13 protein-coding genes and 1 tRNA gene are annotated in these 20,575 nt (G+C 65.1%); 4 read left to right on the top strand and 10 right to left on the bottom strand.

Going from position 1 to position 20,575, the window contains the following annotated elements:
* Nucleotides 1-50: 50 nt before the first annotated feature.
* Nucleotides 51-3,566 carry a transcription-repair coupling factor gene (gene mfd, locus AUP43_RS15040; RefSeq protein WP_067558857.1) on the bottom strand — a complete coding sequence of 1,172 codons (3,516 nt, stop codon included), beginning with the start codon at nucleotides 3,564-3,566 and terminating at the stop codon, nucleotides 51-53.
* The gene (locus AUP43_RS15035; RefSeq protein WP_067558855.1) at nucleotides 3,563-3,871 is read right to left on the bottom strand and encodes an FAD assembly factor SdhE; all 309 of its coding nucleotides are present in this window, start codon (nucleotides 3,869-3,871) and stop codon (nucleotides 3,563-3,565) included. Before AUP43_RS15035 ends, mfd begins: the two co-directional genes overlap by 4 nt.
* A gap of 97 nt (nucleotides 3,872-3,968) precedes the next feature.
* Here AUP43_RS15035 and recG point away from each other — a divergent pair, with 97 nt between their 5' ends.
* A complete protein-coding gene (recG, locus tag AUP43_RS15030) occupies nucleotides 3,969-6,050 on the top strand; it encodes an ATP-dependent DNA helicase RecG (protein WP_067558853.1) in 2,082 nt (693 codons plus the stop codon).
* Here the strand turns inward: recG and AUP43_RS15025 are convergent.
* Nucleotides 6,032-6,766 (bottom strand): DUF502 domain-containing protein, encoded by a 735-nt coding sequence (locus AUP43_RS15025; RefSeq protein ID WP_067558851.1) that lies wholly within the window; start codon nucleotides 6,764-6,766, stop codon nucleotides 6,032-6,034. The two genes, recG and AUP43_RS15025, sit on opposite strands and share 19 nt — an antisense overlap.
* The gene (locus AUP43_RS15020; RefSeq protein ID WP_067558849.1) at nucleotides 6,763-7,635 is read right to left on the bottom strand and encodes an alpha/beta fold hydrolase; all 873 of its coding nucleotides are present in this window, start codon (nucleotides 7,633-7,635) and stop codon (nucleotides 6,763-6,765) included. The genes AUP43_RS15025 and AUP43_RS15020 overlap by 4 nt, the downstream gene beginning before the upstream one ends.
* A gap of 61 nt (nucleotides 7,636-7,696) precedes the next feature.
* On the opposite strand from AUP43_RS15020, the gene AUP43_RS15015 reads away from it, so the two are divergent.
* Nucleotides 7,697-8,851, top strand: a complete 1,155-nt coding sequence (locus tag AUP43_RS15015; RefSeq protein ID WP_067558848.1) for an aminotransferase class V-fold PLP-dependent enzyme — start codon at nucleotides 7,697-7,699, stop codon at nucleotides 8,849-8,851.
* A gap of 208 nt (nucleotides 8,852-9,059) precedes the next feature.
* On the opposite strand, the gene AUP43_RS15010 is transcribed toward AUP43_RS15015, so the two are convergent.
* From AUP43_RS15010 to gyrA, 4 genes are all read right to left on the bottom strand, one after another.
* Nucleotides 9,060-10,238, bottom strand: coding sequence for a calcium-binding protein (locus tag AUP43_RS15010; RefSeq protein ID WP_067558846.1), 1,179 nt, complete (start codon nucleotides 10,236-10,238; stop codon nucleotides 9,060-9,062).
* A gap of 345 nt (nucleotides 10,239-10,583) precedes the next feature.
* A tRNA-Lys gene (locus tag AUP43_RS15005) sits at nucleotides 10,584-10,659 on the bottom strand.
* Nucleotides 10,660-10,731: 72 nt separating this feature from the next.
* Entirely contained in the window at nucleotides 10,732-11,268 is a 537-nt protein-coding gene (gene coaD, locus AUP43_RS15000) for a pantetheine-phosphate adenylyltransferase (RefSeq protein ID WP_067558843.1), read from the bottom strand.
* Nucleotides 11,261-14,080, bottom strand: coding sequence for a DNA gyrase subunit A (gene gyrA, locus AUP43_RS14995; RefSeq protein WP_067558840.1), 2,820 nt, complete (start codon nucleotides 14,078-14,080; stop codon nucleotides 11,261-11,263). Before gyrA ends, coaD begins: the two co-directional genes overlap by 8 nt.
* 303 nt (nucleotides 14,081-14,383) lie before the next feature.
* On the opposite strand from gyrA, the gene AUP43_RS14990 reads away from it, so the two are divergent.
* A complete protein-coding gene (locus AUP43_RS14990) occupies nucleotides 14,384-15,733 on the top strand; it encodes a pentapeptide repeat-containing protein (RefSeq protein ID WP_067558837.1) in 1,350 nt (449 codons plus the stop codon).
* Nucleotides 15,734-15,740: 7 nt separating this feature from the next.
* Here AUP43_RS14990 and AUP43_RS14985 read toward each other — a convergent pair whose 3' ends face one another.
* Entirely contained in the window at nucleotides 15,741-16,796 is a 1,056-nt protein-coding gene (locus AUP43_RS14985; RefSeq protein ID WP_067558835.1) for a sensor histidine kinase, read from the bottom strand.
* A gap of 108 nt (nucleotides 16,797-16,904) precedes the next feature.
* A complete protein-coding gene (ssb, locus tag AUP43_RS14980) occupies nucleotides 16,905-17,426 on the bottom strand; it encodes a single-stranded DNA-binding protein (protein WP_067558832.1) in 522 nt (173 codons plus the stop codon).
* Between the two features lie 270 nt (nucleotides 17,427-17,696).
* Here ssb and uvrA point away from each other — a divergent pair, with 270 nt between their 5' ends.
* Nucleotides 17,697-20,543: an excinuclease ABC subunit UvrA gene (uvrA, locus tag AUP43_RS14975; RefSeq protein WP_067558829.1), complete on the top strand. Its 2,847-nt coding sequence runs from the start codon at nucleotides 17,697-17,699 to the stop codon at nucleotides 20,541-20,543.
* The last annotated feature ends 32 nt before the right edge of the window (nucleotides 20,544-20,575 follow it).

Here is a 20,575-nt window from a genome sequence, read left to right as displayed (position 1 = left end):
ATGCTGAGGAGCCCCGAAGGGACGTCTCGAAGCATCGGGCAGCCTCTGCCTCAAGCAGCGATCTTCACCAATTCGCCCAGCAGGTGGTTGAGGCCGGCGACGCGCTTGTCGGGCTGGCCCCAGGGACGCTTGCAGACCAGCTTGTGGTCGGGGCGAAGCTGAACGCTGCCGGCCTGCTTGGAGATGAAATGCACCAGCCCGGCCGGGTTGGCGAAATTATTGTTGCGGAACGACACCACGGCCCCCTTCGGTCCGGCATCCACCTTGTCGATGCCGGCCTGGCGGCACAGCCGCTTGATCGCCACGGTCTGCAGCAGATTCTCGACTTCCTCCGGCAGCGGGCCGAAACGGTCGATCATTTCGGCCGCGAAGCTGTCGATCTCCTGCCGGTCGATCAGCGTGGCGATGCGTCGGTAGAGATTCAGTCGAACGCTCAAGTCCGACACGTAAGCCTCTGGAATCAATACCGGCATACCGATGGCGATCTGCGGGGTCCACTCCTCGGCGGCAGGGCCATCCTCGCTGACGCCGCTGCGCAGCTCGGCAATCGCCTCCTCCAGCAGATGTTGATACAGCTCGACGCCGACTTCCTTGATATGGCCGGATTGCTCCTCGCCCAGCATGTTGCCGGCGCCGCGGATGTCGAGATCGTAGGAAGCCAGGGTAAAGCCGGCGCCCAGCGTGTCCAGCGTCTGCATTACCTCCAGCCGACGCACCGCATTCGGCGTCAGCTTCTTATGAGGATGCAGCGTCATATAGGCGTACGCCCTTGTTTTCGAACGACCGACCCGACCGCGTAGCTGATAGAGTTGGGCCAGGCCGAACATGTCGGCGCGGTGGATGATCAGCGTGTTGGCCGACGGAATATCCAGGCCGGATTCGACGATGTTGGTCGACAGCAGGATGTCATAGGCCCCGTCGGTGAACTGGGTCATGACGTTTTCCAGCTCGGTCGGCGGCATCTGGCCGTGGGCGACGGCGATCTTGCATTCCGGCACCAGATTGCGCAGCCGCTCGGAAACCCGGCCCAGATCCTCCAGGCGCGGGCAGACATAGAAGCATTTCCCGCCGCGATAATGCTCGCGCATGATCGCCTCGCGGATGATCACCCCGTCATAGGGCATTACGAAGGTGCGCACCGCCAGGCGGTCGACCGGCGGGGTGGCGATGATGCTCATCTCGCGCACGCCGGACAGCGCCATCTGCAAGGTGCGCGGAATCGGCGTCGCGGTCAGGGTCAGCACGTGGATGTTGGCGCGGAACTCCTTCAGCCGCTCCTTCTGGGCCACGCCGAAATGCTGCTCCTCATCGACGATCATCAGGCCCAGCCGGTTGAAGCTGACGCTCTTGGCCAGCAGCGCATGGGTGCCGACAACAATGTCCACGCTGCCGTCGGCCAGGCCCTTCTTGGTCTCCGTCGCCTCTTTCGCCGTCACCATGCGGGAAAGCTGGCGCACGGTCACCGGCAGGCCCTGGAAACGGTCGCGGAAAGTGCGGAAATGCTGGCGCGCCAGCAGTGTCGTCGGCACCGCCACGGCGACCTGCATGCCGGCCATCGCGGCGACGAAGGCGGTGCGCAGCGCCACCTCGGTCTTGCCGAAGCCGACATCGCCGCAGACCAGCCGGTCCATCGGCCGGCCCGACGCCATATCCTCCAGCACCTCCTCAATGGCGCGGAGCTGGTCGTCGGTCTCCGAATAGGGGAAGCGGGCGCAGAATTCGTCGAACAGCCCCTCCGGCGGGGTGACCGGCTCGCCCTTCTTCAACTGGCGCTCGGCGGCGACGCGGATCAGCTTTTCCGCCATTTCGCGGATGCGCTGCTTTACGCGCGCCTTGCGCGCCTGCCAGCCGACGCCGCCCAGCTTGTCGAGCTGCGCGCCGGCATCCTCGGAGCCGTAGCGCGACAGCGTGTCGATATTCTCCACCGGCACGAACAGCTTGTCGCCGCCGGCATAGAGCAGCCGCAGGCAATCGTGCGGCGCGCCGCCGACCTCCAGCGTGATCAGCCCGTCATAGCGGCCGATGCCGTGCTCGACATGCACGACCAGATCGCCTTCCGCCAGGGTCGAGGCTTCGGCGATGAAGGCGTCCGCCTTGCGCTTGCGCTTGGCCGGGCGCGACAGCCGCTCGCCCAATATGTCCTGTTCGGCGATGACCGCGACGCCCTCGGTGGTGAAACCGCGCTCCACCCCCATCACCGTCAGCGCCACGGCGCCGCGGTCCAGCTTCTCCAGCTCCGGCCAGCTCTCGACCGGCGTTAGACCCTCTATGCCATGCTCGCGCAGCAGGCCGGACAGGCGGTCGCGCGAGCCGGCGGTGACGGCGGCGATGGCGACCCGGCGGCCGCTATCCTGCTCCGCCTTGATGGCGTCGCGCACGGCGTCGTAGAGATTGATGTCCGGCCGCGCCCGCGCCTCGGCGAAATCATGGCCGACCCGGCCGCCGGCATCGGCAATGAGACGGCCGGTTTCGTCCTTCTCCGCCTCCGGCGGGGCGAAGGGCGACAGATAGGCGCTGGCGCGCACCGCCAGCAGCTTCGGCAGCGCCTCGCCCATGAGATACAGGTGGCCCGGCGGCAAGGGCTTGTAGACTTGCCCCTCCTCCACCCCGGTGCCGCGCTGCCCTGAGGCGCGCTGCATGCTGCGTCGGGCCTCGTAATATTCGTTGATCAGGTCGAGCCGGCCTTCGATGGCGTCCTGCGCCTGATGGTCGAAGGTGAAGGCGGCCTGCGGCGCGTAATCGAACAGCGTCTCCAGCCGGTCATGGAACAGGGGCAGCCAGTGTTCCATGCCCATATGCCGGCGGCCGGCGCTGATCGCCTCATATAGCGGGTCGCCGCCGGTTTCCGCGCCGAACGCCTGGCGATAGCCGTTGCGGAAGCGCTGAATCGATTCCTCGTCCAGGAAAACCTCGCCGACCGGCTTGAACAGGATCGATTTTTCCTTGCCGATGGTGCGCTGGCTGACCGGATCGAAGCTGCGGATGCCCTCCACCTCGTCGCCGAACAGATCGATGCGCAGCGGTTCCGGCGCGCCCGAGGGGAACACATCGACGATGCCGCCGCGCACGGCGTATTCGCCGGCCTCGCGCACCGTATCGGCGCGGACATAGCCATTGCGCACGAAGAACGCCACCAGATCGTCGACCTCGACGCGCTGGCCGACCTTCACCGACAGCACCGATTGCGAAAAGGCGATGCGCGCCGGCACTTTTTGCAGGATCGAGCTGACCGTGGTCAGCAGGATGCGCCCGCCCTTGGCCTCGACCGGCTGCAACAGCCTTGTCAGCGCATCCACCCGGCGGCCGAGGATATCGCCGTTCGGCGACACCCGGTCATAGGGCAGGCAATCCCAGGCCGGCAGGCTCAATATGTCGCAATCGCGGGCGAAGAAACTCAGGCTCTCCGCCAGCATGGCGAGGCGCGCATCGTCGGTCGCGACATGCACGAGGCCGCGCCCGCCCGCCTCCCGCGCCAAGCGGGCGAGCAGCAGGGCGTCATAGCCGGCGGGCGCCCCGAACAGCGCGGTCCGGCGCGGGGCGAGCAGAGCGTCCTTTAGGGATTTCAAGATCGTAAATCGGCGAATTTAAAGTTGCGCAGCATGTCGAGAACGTCGGAATGCATACCCGGCGGCGGCTCCGAGCGGCCGATGATCCACTCATAGACCACCGGATCATTATTCATGCCCAGCAGCGCCTCGTAGCTGTCGAGCTGGGCTTCGGTCATGGTCGGCAGATGGGTCTTGGCGAAACTGCCCATCAGCAGATCCATCTCCTTGATCCCGCAATACCAGCTGCGATAAAGCAGCCGGCGGCGGCGGGTTTCAACCGGCTCCGGGCCTCGCGCGTCCTGCGGTGTGTCGTGATCCGACATTGGTGTCCTCCGTGATGCCGCCTAGGATATAGACTTGAGCGGCGGCGCTGTCAGCCGTCGCGTTGCATTTTCGTTCCGTCTGCTGGGTAGGGCTGCGTTGCGTCCGCAAATCCTCTTTCCGCTGTTCGCCGATGTCACCTCCCTGCCCGGCCTGGGTCCGCGCCTGGGCAAGCTGGTGCATTCGGCCATCGGTCCGCATGTGGCGGACCTGCTGTGGCACCTGCCCAGCGGGATCATTGACCGGTCCTACGCCCCGACCCTGGCCGAGGTGCTGCCCGGCCGCATCGCCACCCTGATGGTACGGATTACCGAGCATCAGCCGCCCCTGGTGCCGCGCCGCCCCTACCGCGTGCTGGCGCGCGACGCAACGGGCGAGATGGAGCTGGTGTTCTTCCATACCAAGGGCGATTACCTGGCCAAGCTGCTGCCGCTGGGCGAGACGCGGCTGGTGAGCGGCCGGGTGGAGATATTCCAGGGCCGTCCGCAGATGACGCATCCGGACTATATCGCCAAGCCGGAGGAAGCGGCCGAGGTGACCGGCATCGAGACGGTCTACCCGCTGACCGCCGGGCTGAACCTGAAGACCCTGCGCAAGGCGGTGCGCGCGGCGCTGGACCGGGTGCCGGCGCTGCCGGAATGGGGCAACGGCCCGTATCTTGCCCGCCAGGGCTGGCCGGCCTTCCAGGCGGCGCTGGAGACGATCCACGCCCCCCGGGCGGAGGCCGACCTGTCGCCGGAAACGCCGGCGCGCACGCGCCTTGCCTATGACGAGCTGCTGGCGAACCAGCTCGCCCTGGCGCTGATCCGCGCGCATCAGAAGAAGCAGTCCGGCCGCGTCATTCAGGGCGATGGCAGGCTGCGCGCCAAGGTGGAGGCCAGCCTGCCCTTCGCCCTGACCGGCGGCCAGCGCCAGGCGCTGGCCGATATCGCCGGCGACATGGGCGCGCCCAAGCGCATGCTGCGGCTATTGCAGGGCGATGTCGGCAGCGGCAAGACCATCGTGGCCCTGATGGCGATGCTGAGCGCGGTCGAGGCCGGCGGCCAGGCAGCCTTGCTCGCCCCCACGGAAATCCTGGCCCGCCAGCATGCCGCGACCCTGGCCAGGGTCGCGGCCCCCGCCGGCGTCACGGTGGCGCTGCTGACCGGGCGGGAAAAAGGCAAGAACCGCGAGGCGATCCTGGCCGGCCTGGCCTCGGGCGGGACCGGCATCGTGGTCGGCACCCACGCGCTGCTGCAGGAGGATGTCGCCTTTAGCGACCTGATGCTGGCAGTGGTGGACGAGCAGCACCGTTTCGGCGTGCATCAGCGCGTCGTCATCGGGGCCAAGGGAAGAGGCGTCGACGTGCTGGTGATGACCGCCACGCCGATCCCGCGCACGCTGACCCTGACCGCCTATGGCGATCTCGACGTCTCACGCCTGACCGAAAAGCCGGCCGGCCGCAAGCCGATCACCACCATCGCCAAGCCGACCGAGGCGATGGAGGAGGTGGTGGCCGGCGTCACGCGGGCGATGAACAGCGGCGCCAAGGTCTATTGGGTCTGCCCGCTGGTTGAGGAATCAGAGGTGATCGACGTCGCCGCCGCCGAGGAGCGGCACGCGCATCTGTCGCAGCTTTTCGGCGCGCGCGTCGGGCTGGTGCATGGCCGGATGAAGGGCGCGGACAAGGACCGCGTGATGGCGGCTTTCTCCCAGGGCCCGGTCGATCTGCTGGTCTCCACCACCGTTATCGAGGTCGGCGTCGACGTGCCGGCGGCGACCGTGATCGTTATCGAGCATGCCGAGCGCTTCGGCCTGGCGCAGCTGCACCAGCTGCGCGGCCGCATCGGACGCGGCGACAAGCCGTCGACCTGCATCCTGCTGTATCAGAAGCCGCTCAGCGAGACTGCCGAATCGCGCCTGCGCATCATGCGCGAGACCGAGGACGGCTTCGTCATCGCCGAGGAGGATCTGCGCCTGCGCGGCGCCGGCGAGGTGCTGGGCACCAGGCAGAGCGGCCTGCCGACCTTCCGGGTGGCCGATATGAGCGTGCATGGCGAACTGCTGGAAGCGGTGCGCGACGATGCCCGGCTGGTGCTGGACCGAGATCCGGAATTGCAGGGCGAGCGCGGCAAGGCGCTGCGCATCCTGCTCTATCTGTTCGAGCGCGACGCCGCAGTGCGCTATTTGCGCTCCGGCTGATCCGCCGCCACGGCGACGGGCAGCAAGGCGGGCTCCCCGTTCGGCTTCTTCGGCCAGGGCGGTGCGATGATGCCGCCGGAGACGACCATCTTGATGCCCTCCTCGATGCTCATATCGAGATAGACCAGATCGCTTTTCGGGATGAACAGCAAAAAGCCGGAGGTCGGGTTCGGCGTGGTCGGAACGAAGACGTTGATCACCTCGGCCGCATTGACCTTTTCCTGCACCTCGCCGGTGGTGGCGCCGCTGACGAAGCCCAGCGCCCAGCAGTTCGGGCGCGGATATTCGAACAGCACGACCTGGCGGAAGGCGTTGGATTTCTGCGCCAGCACGGTTTCCATGATCTGCTTCAGCGCGCCATACAGGCTGCGCACCACCGGCAGGCGGTTCACGATCGCCTCGCCGGCGCGGATCACCAGCCGCCCCAGGAAACCCGCCGTCAGCGCGCCGATCAGCGTCATCAGAATGACGAGCACCAGCACGCCGATGCCAGGGATCGAGAAGGGCAGATAGGTTTCCGGGTGGTATTTCAGCGGGATCAGCGGCGTTATCCGGCTGTCGATCAGGTCGATCAGCAGCCAGGCGATATAGATTGTCAGGCTGATCGGCGCGGTGACCAGCACGCCGGCGAAGAAATAGGCGCGCAGACGGTTGGCCAGGCCGATGCGGCGGCGCGGCCTGGCTTTCTGCGGCGGTTGGCTTGCGGGATCGCTCATCGGCGAAAGAACTCCAGCAGGGCCGCCAGGGTTTCGGCAGGCGCTTCCTCGGCCAGGAAGTGGCCGCTGGGGATCGGCCCGCCTTCGACATGGCGGGCGCGCTTGCGCCAGCTTTCCAGCACATCGTATTTGCGGCCGACGAAACCTTTCGCGCCCCACAGCGCCAGCACCGGGCATTCCAGCTTCTCGGCCATGTCGGCCTCGTCGATCTCCAGATCGATGCCGGCGGCGGCGCGATAATCCTCGCAGGAGGCGTGGATCGTCTCCGGGTTGCTGAAGCAGCGCAGATATTCGGCATAGACGGCGTCGGGGAACGCCGCGCTATCCTTGCCCCAATGGCCCAGCTTGTGGTCGAGGTAATATTTCGGGTCGGCCCCGATCATCCGTTCCGGCAGGTCGTATTTCTGAATCAGAAAGAACCAGTGATAATAGGCGCTGGCGAATTCCTTGTCGGTCGTGCTGTACATCTCGTGCGTGGGGGCGATATCCAGCACCGCCAGCCGGGTCACCCGGTCGCGGTGATCCTGCGCCAGCCGGTGCGCCACCCGCGCCCCGCGATCATGCCCGGCGACCATGAAGCGCTCGATGCCCAGCGCCGCCATCACCTCCGCCATGTCCTGCGCCATCGCCCGCTTGGAATAGGGCGCATGCCGGTCGTCCGTCGGCGGCTTGGAGGAATCGCCATAGCCGCGCAGATCGGCCGCGACCACGGTAAAATGCTCGGCCAGCGCCGGGGCGATCTTGTGCCACATGACATGCATCTGCGGGTAGCCGTGCAGCAGCAGCAGCCCGGGGCCGCTGCCCCCGCTGCGCAGGCTGATCGTGGCGCCGCTGGTTTCGATGCGCCGTTGGGTGAAGCCGTCGAACATCCGCCCGTTCCCATGTCACTATCGGTGTAAAGTACCGCCCTGTCACAATAGGAGCTTAGCCTTGGAAACCACAAGCTTCGGCCGCGCGATCCGGCCGCTCTGGCCGCTCGACGAGGATGTCGTGTTCCTCAATCACGGCTCCTATGGCGCGGCCCCGCGCGCCGTGCTGGTGGCGCAGCAGCACTGGCGCGACCGGCTGGAGGCCAATCCGGTCAATTTCATGAAGCGCGTCCTGCCCGAGGCGCTGGAACAGGCCAAGGCGCGGCTGGCGGCGTTCCTGGCGGCCTCTCCGTCCGATCTCGCCTTCGTCGACAATGCGACCAGCGGCGTGAACGCCGTGCTGCGCAGCCTCGATTTCCGGCCTGGCGACGAAATCCTGATCAACAGCCACACCTACAATGCGGTGCGCCAGACCGTGCGCCATGTCGCCGCCCGCACCGGGGCGGTGCCGGTGGAGGCGGACATCCCCTTCCCGCTCTCCGGGCCGCAGCCGATCCTGGAGGCGATCAGCGCCAGGCTCGGCGCGCGCACCAGGCTGGTCATCCTGGATCACATCACCTCGCCGACCGCGACGATCATGCCGCTGGCCCCGCTGATCGACGCCGCGAAGGCCGCCGGCGCGGCGGTGCTGGTCGATGGCGCGCATGCGCCGGGCATGCTGCCGCTCGATTTGCCGGCCATCGGCGCGGATTACTACACCGGCAATTGCCATAAATGGCTGTGCGCGCCGAAGGGCTGCGCCTTCCTGTGGGTCGACCCGGCGCGGCAGGCCGGCATCCATTCGCTGACCATCTCGCATTATTACGAAAAGGGCTTCGGCGCGGAATTCGCCTGGACCGGCACGCGCGACCCCTCCGCCTGGCTCGCCGTCACCGCCGCGCTGGATTTTCTCGACGAGCTCGGTGGGCTGGAAGCGGTTACCGCCTATACCCACCGCCTCGCCCACGAGGCCGCGGCCATGCTGGCGGCGGCCTGGGGCACCGAGGTCGGCGGTCCGCCGGACATGCGCGGCAGCATGGCCAGCATCCGCCTGCCCGACCGCTACGCCGACCCCTCGCTAACGGCGCAGATGGTCATGGACCGGCTATGGAGCGAACACCGGATCGAAATTCCGATCCTCCGCTTCGCCGGCCAGCCTTGGGCCCGGATATCGGCTGCTCCCTATAGCGAAATGGCGGAGTACGCGATGCTAAACCAGGCAATCGGCGAAGGGTAAGCATGATTGGCGGCTGCGATGGACCGCGTTGGCCGACTGCAAGCAAGAGCGATCAGCCTTCCCTGGCCCGCTTCGCCTCCAGGCGCCTCTGCTTGGCGTGGAACCGCCTGGGCTGATCTTCCGCGCAAAGGAAAGGCCTTCTCCAGGCGACCCCGGAGAGGGCTGAGGTGTGTTCGGGCCCGGCGCTCCGCCGGGAAAGCCGGACTCGTCAATAGCCGTACACAAAGTCTCCGGCATCAAGACTGGAGACGCCCTGGACGATGATATTGGCACCACCCAGCGTCAGCGTTACCTGACCGCTTCCACCGGCCTGGGAGGACAGCGCCGCCACGACCTCCGCCTGGCTCACGCCCTGCACCGCAATCTTATCCACGCCGTCCTGGAAGTCCGTCACGGTCGGAGCGAGCACGGCATTCGGGAAGTTGGGGTCATAACCACGCAACACGAAGACGTCCGCGCCGTCCCCGCCGGTCAGCGTGTCCCGGCCAAGGCCGGAATAGATCGTGTCATTGCCGGCCCCGCCGACAATGCTGTCCAGCCCCTTGCCGCCCCGCAGAACGTCATCGCCAGCGCCGCCAAGGATGGTGTCACCCTGATTGCCGCCGCTCACCGTACTGCCGACGCTGGTGCCGAGAAGAGAGATATAATCGTTGCCATAGCCCGTCTGGATATCGTGCTGACCGTAGGTGGCTGTGATCTCGTCCGCGCCATCGGTGCCGATATAGCCGCCTGGGGTACTGAGCGTCACCGTCACGCCTTGCGGGCTATCCTCGCCAAGAGAAAGTTGCGGGGAGGAATTGAAGAAGCTCAGCAGGTTCAACAGCTCGGTATCGAAGGTGTTATCCGGCAAGAAGCCTTCCGCGATCAGGTCCGGTATATCCATCACCCCGAGCCACTGATCGGCCGCTTTCAACTGATCGACCTGATAAGTGCTTGGGCCCAGTTGGAAGGAAGAACCGTCGCCGAAATGGTAGCCGCTGAAATTATTGCTGGCGGCAATGGTCTGGTCGGTTTCCGGATTATAGAAAATATACCCGCTGAAGTCCGACGTGCCGTGCCCCAAGCTATTGTAGGTGCGGGTGGTGGACCATGAGCCCATCATCCAGCCATCGGCCCAATTCAGATCCGTCAGATACAGGTCGTTGACGCCGCCGCCCGCGAACGCAATGACATCGCCCGCCCCATCCCCGACATAGACGTTGTCGTCTCCGGCGCTGCCGACGACAACCTGAATGCCGGTCGTGGTGGCGACCTCGGCAACGATCTCATCATGCGTCACCTGTGGGTAATTGACCGATTCCGCGAACACCCCATGTGCGATATAGCCGCCGAGCGGCCCCTGAAACAACCCCGGATTCTGTGCCTTCAGGTCATCTAAAATCGACATCTGCAATCCCCCTCAATAATCCCCTCAAAGGCACTTAGCGCGCCATTATTTGTCCAGTACAGAACGGCTCTTTGTTGCGCAACCCCTTATAAAGCATCCCTTCTTTGCTGGACAAAAGCCGCACCACCCTCCTTTCTTCTGACCTAGACTCTGAAACTACAGGTCATCGGTCACGCCATGAGGGCGATGATCGCAGGCTGATGGCGACTCGGTCATTGCCGGCGCCGAAGCCCATAAGGGTCGATTCGAGATTTGCCAGACGGCGCGCGATGGCACGCAATGGGCGCGGCTGTCGGAATGGCGAAGCCAAACCTCACCAATACTCACTAAGCCATTTAAAGGAAATGGTGAGTCCTGTGGGACTCGAACCCACGACCTACTGATTAAAAGTCAGTTGCTCTACCGGCTGAGCTAAGGACTCGCCTGCGCCCCTACGGGGCTGCCTGTGTCGGCGGGAGGGAAACTAGGGAAGCTTCGCCGCCGGGTCAATCCTTTAAGCCTTGGTGTCGACCTCGGGCGCGGCTTTATTGGCGAAGCTGCGCAGCACGCGCTCGGCGATGGCCGGGGGCACGAACTGGGTGATGTCGCCGCCCAGCGCGCCGATCTCCTTCACGAAGCGCGAGGAGATGAACTGGTGTCGCTCCGAGGCCATCAGGAACACTGTCTCCACATTCGGGTCCAGGCGGGCATTCATGCCGGCCATCTGGAACTCATACTCGAAATCGGAGACGGCGCGCAGGCCGCGCACGATCAGCGTGGCGTTGGAGGTCTGGCAGAAATGCATCAGCAGATTGGAGAAGGAACGCGCCTCGATATGGCCGTAGCCGCCATCCCGGTTCAGCGCCGCGATCTCGCCGCGCACCAGCTCCAGCCGCTCGCCGATACTGAACAGCGGCCCCTTGCCGGCATTCTGCGCCACCGCGATGATCAGCCGGTCGACCAGCTTTGACGCCCGCTTGATGATGTCGAGATGGCCGTTGGTGATCGGATCGAACGTGCCGGGGTAGACCCCGATCAGATGCTTATTCATCGCTTCCCCCTTCGGATTCCTCCCCAGGAGTCCCGTCGTCCCCGACAGTCCCCTCGCCCTCGATGACGCCCTCGATCGCCTCGTCCTCGGCGCCGCTCTCCTCCGCCAGCCAGGCGACGGAGACGACATTCTCGTCCTCGGCTACGCGGAACAGGATGACGCCCTGGGTGCGCCGGCCGGCGATGCGGATATCGTGCACCGGCGAGCGGATGAGCTGCCCGGAATCGGTGACCAGCATGATCTGGTCGGTATGCGCCACCGGGAAGGAGGCGGCGATGCGGCCGTTGCGGGCATTCACCTCCATATTGGCGATGCCCTGCCCGCCCCGGCCGGTGACCCGGTATTCGTAGGCGGAGCTGCGCTTGCCGTAACCCTTCTCGCTGACGGTGAGGATGAATTCCTCCAGCGCCGCCAGTTCGGCGAAGCGCTGCTCGGTCAGGGTCGCGGGCAGGCTCTCGGACAGCGCCTCCTCCATCTCCTCGACCTCGACCGAATCCGGCGTCTCCTCCAACCCATCCTCGCCATTCTGCCGGCGCAGCGCGCCCGCGCGACGCAGATAGGCGGTGCGCTCCTCCATGCTGGCATCGACATGGTTCAGGATCGACAGCGAGATCACCCGGTCGTCGCCCAGCAGGCGGATGCCGCGCACGCCCATCGAATCGCGGCCCTTGAACTCGCGCACATCGGTCACCTGGAAGCGGATGCACTGGCCGTTATGGGTGGATAGCAGCACATCCTGGCGCTCGTTGCAGGTCATCACGCCGACAAGATGCTCGCCCTCGCCCAGCTTCATGGCGATCTTGCCGTTCGACTTGATGTTGGTGAAGTCGCTCAGCGCGTTGCGGCGCACCGTGCCGCCGGAAGTGGCGAACATGGCGTGCAAATCGCCCCAGCTTTCCTCGTCGGCCGGCAGCGGCATGATGGTCGAGATGCCCTCGCCCGGCAGCACCGGCAGCAGGTTCACGATCGGCTTGCCGCGCCCCTGCGGGGTCGCCAGCGGCAATTGCCAGACCTTGAGCTGGTAGACCATGCCGCGCGAGGTGAAGAACAGCATCGGCGTGTGGGTATTGGCGACGAACACGCGGGAGACGAAATCCTCGTCGCGCGTGGTCATGCCGGAGCGGCCCTTGCCGCCGCGGCGCTGCGCCCGGTAAGTCGACAGCGGCACACGCTTGATGTAGCCGAGGCGGCTGACCGTCACGACCATGTCCTCGCGCTGGATCAGGTCTTCGATGTCCTGGTCCAGCTCACCCTCTTCCAGCGTGGTGCGGCGCGGGGTCGCGAACTGCTCCTTGATGCGCACGAATTCCTCGCGCATCACGCTCATCAGCTTCTCGCGGGATCCAAGGATCGCCAGATATTCCTCGATCTTGGCGGCGATCTCGTTGGTCTCCTCGACCAGCTTCTCGCGCTCCATGCCGGTCAGGCGCTGCAGGCGCAGCTCCAGGATCGCCTTGGCCTGGGCTTCCGACAGCCGGTACTTGCCGTCGACCACGCTGCGGCCCGGCTCGTCGATCAGCCGGATATAGGGTTCGGCGTCGCTGGCCTCCCACTCCCGGCCCATCAGCGCCTCGCGCGCCTGCACGGCGTCGCGGGAGGCGCGGATCAGATCGATCATCGGGTCGAGATTCTGCAAGGCGACCAGCAGGCCGACCAGGGTATGGGCGCGGTCGCGCGCCTTGCCCAGCTCGAATACGGTGCGCCTGGTGATGACTTCTTCGCGGAACTTGATGAAGGCGACCAGGAAGTCGCGCAGATTCATCATTTCCGGGCGGCCGCCATTCAGCGCCAGCGCGTTGACGCCGAAGGAGGTCTGCAACGGCGTGAAGCGGTAGAGCTGGTTCAGCACCACATCGGCCTGGGCGTCGCGCTTGATCTCCACGACGACGCGCACGCCGTCGCGGTCGCTCTCGTCGCGAATGTCGGAAATGCCCTCGACGATCTTCTGGTTCACCACCTCGGCGATGCGCTCGATCAGGCGCGACTTGTTCACCTGGTAGGGAATCTCGCTGATGATCAGGGCCTCGCGATCCTTGCGGACTTCCTCGACCCGGACCCGGCCGCGCATGATGACCGAGCCGCGGCCCGTGGTATGCGCCTCATAGGTGCCGCGCTTGCCAACGATGATGCCGCCGGTCGGGAAATCCGGCCCCGGCACATGCTCCATCAGCGCTTCGACGGTGATGCCCGGATTGTCGACATAGGCGCAGCAGGCGTCGATCACCTCGCCCAGATTATGCGGCGGAATGTTGGTGGCCATGCCGACGGCGATGCCGCCGGCGCCATTGACCAGCAAATTCGGATATTCGGCCGGCAGGACCGCCGGCTCCATGATGGATTCGTCATAGTTCGCAACGAACTGGACGGTTTCCTTGTCGATGTCGCGCAGCAGCGCCTCGGCCGCCTTGGCCAGCCGCGCCTCGGTGTAGCGCATCGCCGCCGGCGGATCGCCGTCCATCGAGCCGAAATTGCCCTGGCCGTCGATCAGCGGCAGGCGCATGGAGAAATCCTGCGCCATGCGCACCATGGCGTCGTAGATCGCGCTGTCGCCATGCGGGTGATACTTACCCATCACGTCGCCGACGATGCGGGCCGACTTGCGATAGGGCTTCGACCAATCGTAGCCGCCATCCTTCATCGCATACAGGATGCGCCGGTGAACCGGCTTCAAACCGTCACGCACGTCGGGCAGCGCACGGGCCACGATCACGCTCATCGCGTAATCGAGGTAGGAGCGCTTCATCTCGTCTTCGATGGCGACCGGCTTGATATCGAATCCGGGCGGCGTTCCAGGAGGCGTCGTCGTGGACAAGGCGGTGGTGGCTTTCGTTTGCGGTCTGGGTGCCGCCCGATCCCGTTGCGCCCTCCCTATGGGAGGAAAAGTCGGACGGCCCCAACATCTTGTTGGATAGGAAAGCGTTCTAGCATGTTTCGCGGGTGCGAACAATGTTGCCGGGCGGCCTGGCCGCCCAGATGAAAAGCACGGGTGGAACGCGGTAACATATTATTCTGAAGGCGAAATATTCACCACTTTTCATCGAGGGGTTGGTGCCTTACCTTGATGCGCTGAAAATGCAAAGATCACTGTTTGAAGCAGGGCCGGAGGGGGAAGGCAATGTCCGACAAAATGTCGGCCGCCAATCATCAAGAACCCGATTACACGACTCTGTCGCCGATCAACCTTGCCCGGGTCATCATTCTGCATGAAAGGCTGATGAGCCGCCGCCCAGGCGGTCGCCGGGCCTTGCTGGCGCATCATCGGCTGGAAAAGGCGGATTTCAGCGGCCGCGACCTGCGCGAGGCCGATTTCACCGGCGCGCTACTGGCGCATTGCCTGTTCCTGCGCGCGCAACTTAATTTTACGAACTTTTTCGCCGCGGACCTGCGCACCGCCTCCCTGGACGGCGCGGATCTGACGCGGAGCGATTTGCGCGGCGCCTGCTTTCGGGGCGCCAGCCTGGTCGGCGCCACCCTGGTGGATGCCGATATCCGCGAGGCGGTTCTGACCCGCTACAGCGCCGACCGCGTGCCCACCGTGGTCAGCCGGATGGAAGGGCATAGCGACCTGTCGACAATGAACGCGCAGGGCGCCAACCTGTCGCGGGCGAAGATGGGCGGCTCCTTCATCCTGCGCGCGGATTTCAGCCATGCAAATTTAAGCGGCGCCGATCTGCGCAACGCCGATCTGCGGTCCTCCAATTTCGACAATGCAATTCTCACCGGCGTCAATCTTTGCGGTTCGAAGGCGCAGGGCGCCAGTTTCCGGGGCGCCGTACTCTCTAACGTGCAGATTTACGACGCCGATCTGCGCGAGGCCGATTTCACCGGCGCGATCATCGACCCGGCGCTGCTGGGCCAGCCGGCCTTCGCCGGCGCGCTGCTGCCAAAACTGCCGGAGCAGAATGGCATCGACCTGGCGGCCCGGCTGGACGAGCATCGGCAGTGGCTGGAGACTGGCACCGCCCAGGGGCAGCGGCTGTCGCTGAACGAGATGGATCTGTCGAAGCGTCAATTCGCGGGCCTGCCGCTGACCGCCGTGTCGATGGTCAGCGCCATTCTGCGCGGCTGCAACTTCATCGGCGCCACCCTGGTGACGGCCGATCTGGCGCGGGCCGATATGCGCATGGCGGTGCTGCGCGACGCGGATATGCGCGGCGTCAATCTGCGGCACGCCCATCTCGATGAATCAATCCTCGCCAATGCCGATCTCGGCCCGTTGCAGGATGTCGGCAGCGCCGGCCGGTCGATCGCCAGCAACCTGGACAGCGCCAGCCTGGTCGGGGCCGATCTGCGCAATGTCCGCTTTGTCGGCGCGGTGATGACGAAGGCCGATTTCTCGCGCGCCAAGCTGGAGGGCGCGGATTTCCGGTATTGCGACCTGCGCGGCGCGCGCTTCAGCGGGGCCAGCCTGGGCGGCGCGCAATTCGACGAAGCGTTGCTCGACGGGGTGATCGGCCTGCCCTGAAGCCGTTTCAGGATACCCGGATCAGCCGATTGGCCGGCAGCCGGACCAGCGCGGTCGTGCCCTGCCCCACATTGCTGGTCAGTTCCAGCGATCCGCCATGCAGCGTGGCAATGGCCTTGCTGATGGTCAGCCCCAGCCCGGTGCCCCGGTCGTCATGCTTGATGCCGGAATGAAGCTGCTTGAAAGGCAGCATCGCGGTTGCGATCTGCGCCGGGTCCATGCCGATGCCGGTATCCTGCACGATCACCGACAATTGGCCGTTGCGCTCCAGCCGGGTGCGGATTTGCACCGCCCCGCCCGCCGGCGTGAATTTGATCGCGTTCGACAAGAGGTTGAGAAACAGCTGCTTGAGCTTGATCTCGTCGCCATGGAGAGGCGGGAAAACGCTATCGGGATGCAGCGTCAAGGCGACATGGCCGCTCGCCGCCCGCTCGGTCACCAGCCGCAGGCTGGATGCGATGATCCGCTCCAGATCCAAGGTCTGCTCATCCAGCGTCATTTCGCCGGCCTCGATCTTGGAGAGGTCGAGAATATCGTTGATGATGCCCAGCAAATGCCGGCCGCTATGCATGATGTCCTCGGCATAGTCGCGGTAGCGCGCATCCAGCGGGCCGAACAGTTGCTGCACCATGATCTCGCTGAAGCCGATGACGGCGTTCAACGGCGTGCGCAGCTCATGCGTCATCTGCGCCAGGAATTGCCGGGCGGCATTGCGGTCGCGCTCGGCCTGGACGCGGGCTTTTTCCAGCCCTTGCTGGTCGGCCAGGCGCGCGCGCATGTCGCGCAGAAAAACGACATGTTCGTCCGGCCCCGCGCTGCCGGAGGGCAACACCATGATCTCAATGGGGATTTCCCCGTCGGCGCAGCGCAATCGCCCGGGCAGCCAGGAAAAGCCGACCCCCACCCCCTGGCCGAAAAGCAGCAACTTGGTCAGCGGCTGGCCGGTCACCATCGCCGAATCGACATGGCCGGCCAGGAGCAGCAGGGCGGGATTGCACGCGGAAACGACATTGCCCCGCGTCAGAAGAAGCGGTTCCGGGTAGAGGACGGCCCAGCGTCCCAATTGCTCAGTCAAAAGGTCGGATGGCATGGCCTGACCAAGGAAACGCGACTTCAAGCTACCCGTGACAATGCGCCCGCAATACTTTCGAAATACCTAACGCTGTCAAGCTTAGAACGGGATTTCATCATCCAGATCGTTAGCGCCGCCACCGCCGCGCGGGGCGTTGCCGGAGCCGCCCCCTGCGCCGCCGCCGCCGCCCGAACCGCCGGAATAATAATCGTCCGGCCCGGAGTCATAGCCGCCGCCCGAACCGCCGCCGGACCCGCCACCGCCTTCGTTGCGACCGTCGAGCATTGTCAGCTCGCCACGGAAGCGTTGCAGCACGATTTCGGTGGTGTATTTCTCCTGCCCGCCCTGATCCTGCCATTTGCGGGTTTGCAGCGAGCCCTCGATATACAGCTTCGAGCCCTTGCGCAGATATTTCTCGGCCACCTCGATGAGGTTCTCGTTGAAGATCACCACGCGGTGCCACTCGGTGCGCTCCTTGCGCTCGCCGCTCTGGCGGTCGCGCCAGGTCTCCGAGGTCGCCAGGGCGAGATTGGCCACCTTCTGGCCGTTCTGCATGGACCGGATTTCGGGGTCGCGCCCCAGATTGCCGATCAGGATGACCTTGTTGACGGACCCAGCCATGGTTTTCCTCAAGACTTCGTGATTGTCGGATGAGGCCGGGCGCCGCAATCGGCCCCGGCTACGCGGTCGGCGCACTGTACATGCAAATCTTGCCGTAGTGCCACCGGGTTGTCAGTGCGGTATCGAAACGATGGATAGCAGTGTGAGTTTCTGCCGCGACAAAATGATTGTTCTATTTTTGTTCTCATATACACTGCGCATTCGGCAGTGGCAATAGCGTTGTGCACCGCCATATAGTTCAGGCCTCAATTCCGCATTATGGTCCCGTCCATGCTTGAGACTATCCGCGTTCGCGGCGCCCGCGAGCATAATCTGAAGAATGTCGATGTCGATCTGCCGCGCAACAGCCTGATCGTCATCACCGGACTGTCCGGCTCCGGCAAATCGTCGCTCGCCTTCGACACCATCTATGCCGAGGGCCAACGCCGCTATGTCGAGAGCCTGTCGGCCTATGCCCGGCAGTTCCTGGAACTGATGGCGAAGCCCGACGTCGATCTGATCGAGGGGCTGTCGCCGGCGATCTCCATCGAGCAGAAGACGACCTCGAAGAATCCGCGCTCCACCGTGGGCACGGTGACCGAGATCTACGACTATATGCGCCTGCTGTTCGCGCGGGTCGGCATCCCCTACTCGCCCGCCACCGGCCTGCCGATCGAGAGCCAGACGGTCAGCCAGATGGTCGACCGCATCATGGCGATGCCGGAGGGCACGCGGCTCTATCTGCTGGCCCCCATCGTGCGCGGCCGCAAGGGCGAGTATCGCAAGGAGCTGCAGGATCTGCAGAAGCGCGGCTTTACCCGCGCCAAGGTCGACGGCACCTTGTATGAGATCGACGAGGTGCCGGCGCTGGACAAGAAGCGCAAGCACGATATCGAGGTGGTGATCGACCGGCTGGTGGTGCGCGAAGGGCTGGGCACCCGTCTGGCCGATTCGCTGGAAACCGCGCTTGGCCTGGCCGACGGCATCGCGATTGCCGAGAATGCCGACGATGGCGAGCGCACCGTGTTCTCGGCCAAATTCGCCTGCCCGGTCAGCGGTTTCACCATCGATGAGATCGAGCCGCGGCTATTCTCCTTCAACAATCCGTTCGGCGCCTGCCCAACCTGCGACGGGCTGGGCACCAAAATGTATTTCGACGCCGATCTGGTGGTGCCGAACGACGCACTCAGCTTGGCCGAAGGGGCGATAGCGCCCTGGGCCAACTCGACCTCGCAATATTACAAGCAGACGCTGGAAAGCCTGGCGAAGCATTACGGTGTGAAGATGCGCACGCCGTTCCGTGATTTGCCGGAGGCCGCGCGCCAGGGCATCCTGTTCGGCACCGGCAGCGAGCCGGTCGAGATGACTTTCGATGACGGGCTGCGCAAATACACCACCAACAAGCCGTTCGAGGGCATCGTCACCAACCTGGCCCGCCGCTACCGGGAAACCGATAGCGCCTGGGTGCGCGAGGAGCTGGGCAAGTTCCAGGGCGTCAGCCCATGCGAGGCCTGTAACGGGCAGCGCCTGAAGCCGGAAGCCCTGGCGGTGAAGATCGACCGGCTGAATATCTCGGAAGTGGCGGAATTCTCCGTTTCCGCCGCGCATGACTGGTTCGGCGGCCTGTCGGAGAAGCTGACCGACAAGCAGAACGAGATCGCGCTGCGCATCCTGAAGGAGATCAACGAGCGGCTCGGCTTCCTGATGAATGTCGGGCTGGAATATCTCACCCTGTCGCGCGCCTCGGCGACGCTGTCGGGCGGAGAGAGCCAGCGCATCCGTCTGGCCTCGCAGATCGGCTCCGGCCTGACCGGCGTGCTCTATGTGCTGGACGAGCCCTCCATCGGCCTGCATCAGCGCGACAATGACCGACTGCTCTCCACGCTGCGCCGGCTGCGCGATATCGGCAATACGGTGATCGTGGTCGAGCATGACGAGGATTCGATCCGCGCCGCCGATTATCTGGTCGATATGGGGCCGGGCGCCGGCGCGCATGGCGGCACCGTTATTGCCGCCGGCACGCCCGATCAGGTGATGCAGACCCCGGCCAGCATCACCGGCCAATATCTCACCGGCATCCGCCAGGTGCCGGTGCCGGCGAAGCGCCGCAAGGGCAAGAAGGGCCAGTTCCTGCGGCTGGCCGGCGCCACCGGCAATAATCTGAAGAACGTGTCGGTGGATATCCCGCTCGGCACCTTCACCTGCGTCACCGGCGTCTCTGGCGGCGGCAAGTCGACGCTGATTATCGATACACTTTACAAGGCCTTGGCGCGCCGGCTTCACAATGCGCGCGAGCATCCGGCGGCGCATGAGAAGATCGACGGCATCGAGTTGATCGACAAGGTCATCGATATCGACCAGTCGCCGATCGGCCGCACCCCGCGCTCCAACCCCGCCACCTATACCGGGGCCTTCACGCCGATCCGCGACTGGTTCGCCGGGCTGCCGGAGGCGAAGGCGCGCGGCTATGCGCCGGGCCGCTTCTCCTTCAATGTGAAGGGCGGGCGCTGCGAGGCGTGCCAGGGCGATGGCGTCATCAAGATCGAGATGCACTTCCTGCCGGACGTCTATGTCCAGTGCGATGTCTGCAAGGGCAAGCGCTATAATCGCGAGACGCTGGAGATCCACTTCAAGGGCAAGTCCATCGCCGACGTGCTGGACATGACGGTGGAGGATGCGGCGGCGTTCTTCCAGGCCGTCCCCTCGATCCGCGACAAGATGGAGACGCTGGAGCGGGTCGGCCTCGGCTACGTTCATGTCGGCCAGCAGGCCACCACCCTGTCGGGCGGCGAGGCGCAGCGCGTGAAGCTGGCCAAGGAACTGTCGCGCCGGGCCACCGGCCGCACCCTCTATATCCTCGACGAGCCGACCACCGGCCTGCATTTCGAGGATGTGAAGAAACTGCTGGAAGTGCTGCAGGCGCTGGTCGACCAGGGCAACACGATCCTGGTGATCGAGCATAATCTGGAGGTCATCAAGACCGCCGACTGGCTCATCGACCTCGGCCCCGAAGGCGGCACCGGCGGCGGCGAGATCGTCGCCACAGGCACGCCGGAAGAAGTGGCGGCCAACCCGCGCAGCCACACCGGCCGCTACCTGCACCCCTATCTGGGAGGCCAGGCGAAGAAGCTGGCTTAGGCGTATGCCGCCTTATGCTTCGAGACGCCCTT

This window comes from Oceanibaculum pacificum, from assembly GCF_001618175.1.
Classification (GTDB): domain Bacteria; phylum Pseudomonadota; class Alphaproteobacteria; order Oceanibaculales; family Oceanibaculaceae; genus Oceanibaculum; species Oceanibaculum pacificum.
Note: the sequence above shows the minus strand (reverse complement) of the source record. Positions and strands in the feature narration are given on the sequence as shown.

Coding starts and splice junctions, on each gene's coding strand:
- AUP43_RS15010 (WP_067558846.1), bottom strand. CDS start 10,238: ATGTCGATTTTAGATGACCTGAAGGCACAGAATCCGGGGTTGTTTCAG.
- coaD (WP_067558843.1), bottom strand. CDS start 11,268: ATGAATAAGCATCTGATCGGGGTCTACCCCGGCACGTTCGATCCGATC.
- AUP43_RS15025 (WP_067558851.1), bottom strand. CDS start 6,766: ATGAGCGATCCCGCAAGCCAACCGCCGCAGAAAGCCAGGCCGCGCCGC.
- AUP43_RS14990 (WP_067558837.1), top strand. CDS start 14,384: ATGTCCGACAAAATGTCGGCCGCCAATCATCAAGAACCCGATTACACG.
- AUP43_RS15020 (WP_067558849.1), bottom strand. CDS start 7,635: ATGTTCGACGGCTTCACCCAACGGCGCATCGAAACCAGCGGCGCCACG.
- ssb (WP_067558832.1), bottom strand. CDS start 17,426: ATGGCTGGGTCCGTCAACAAGGTCATCCTGATCGGCAATCTGGGGCGC.
- uvrA (WP_067558829.1), top strand. CDS start 17,697: ATGCTTGAGACTATCCGCGTTCGCGGCGCCCGCGAGCATAATCTGAAG.
- AUP43_RS15035 (WP_067558855.1), bottom strand. CDS start 3,871: ATGTCGGATCACGACACACCGCAGGACGCGCGAGGCCCGGAGCCGGTT.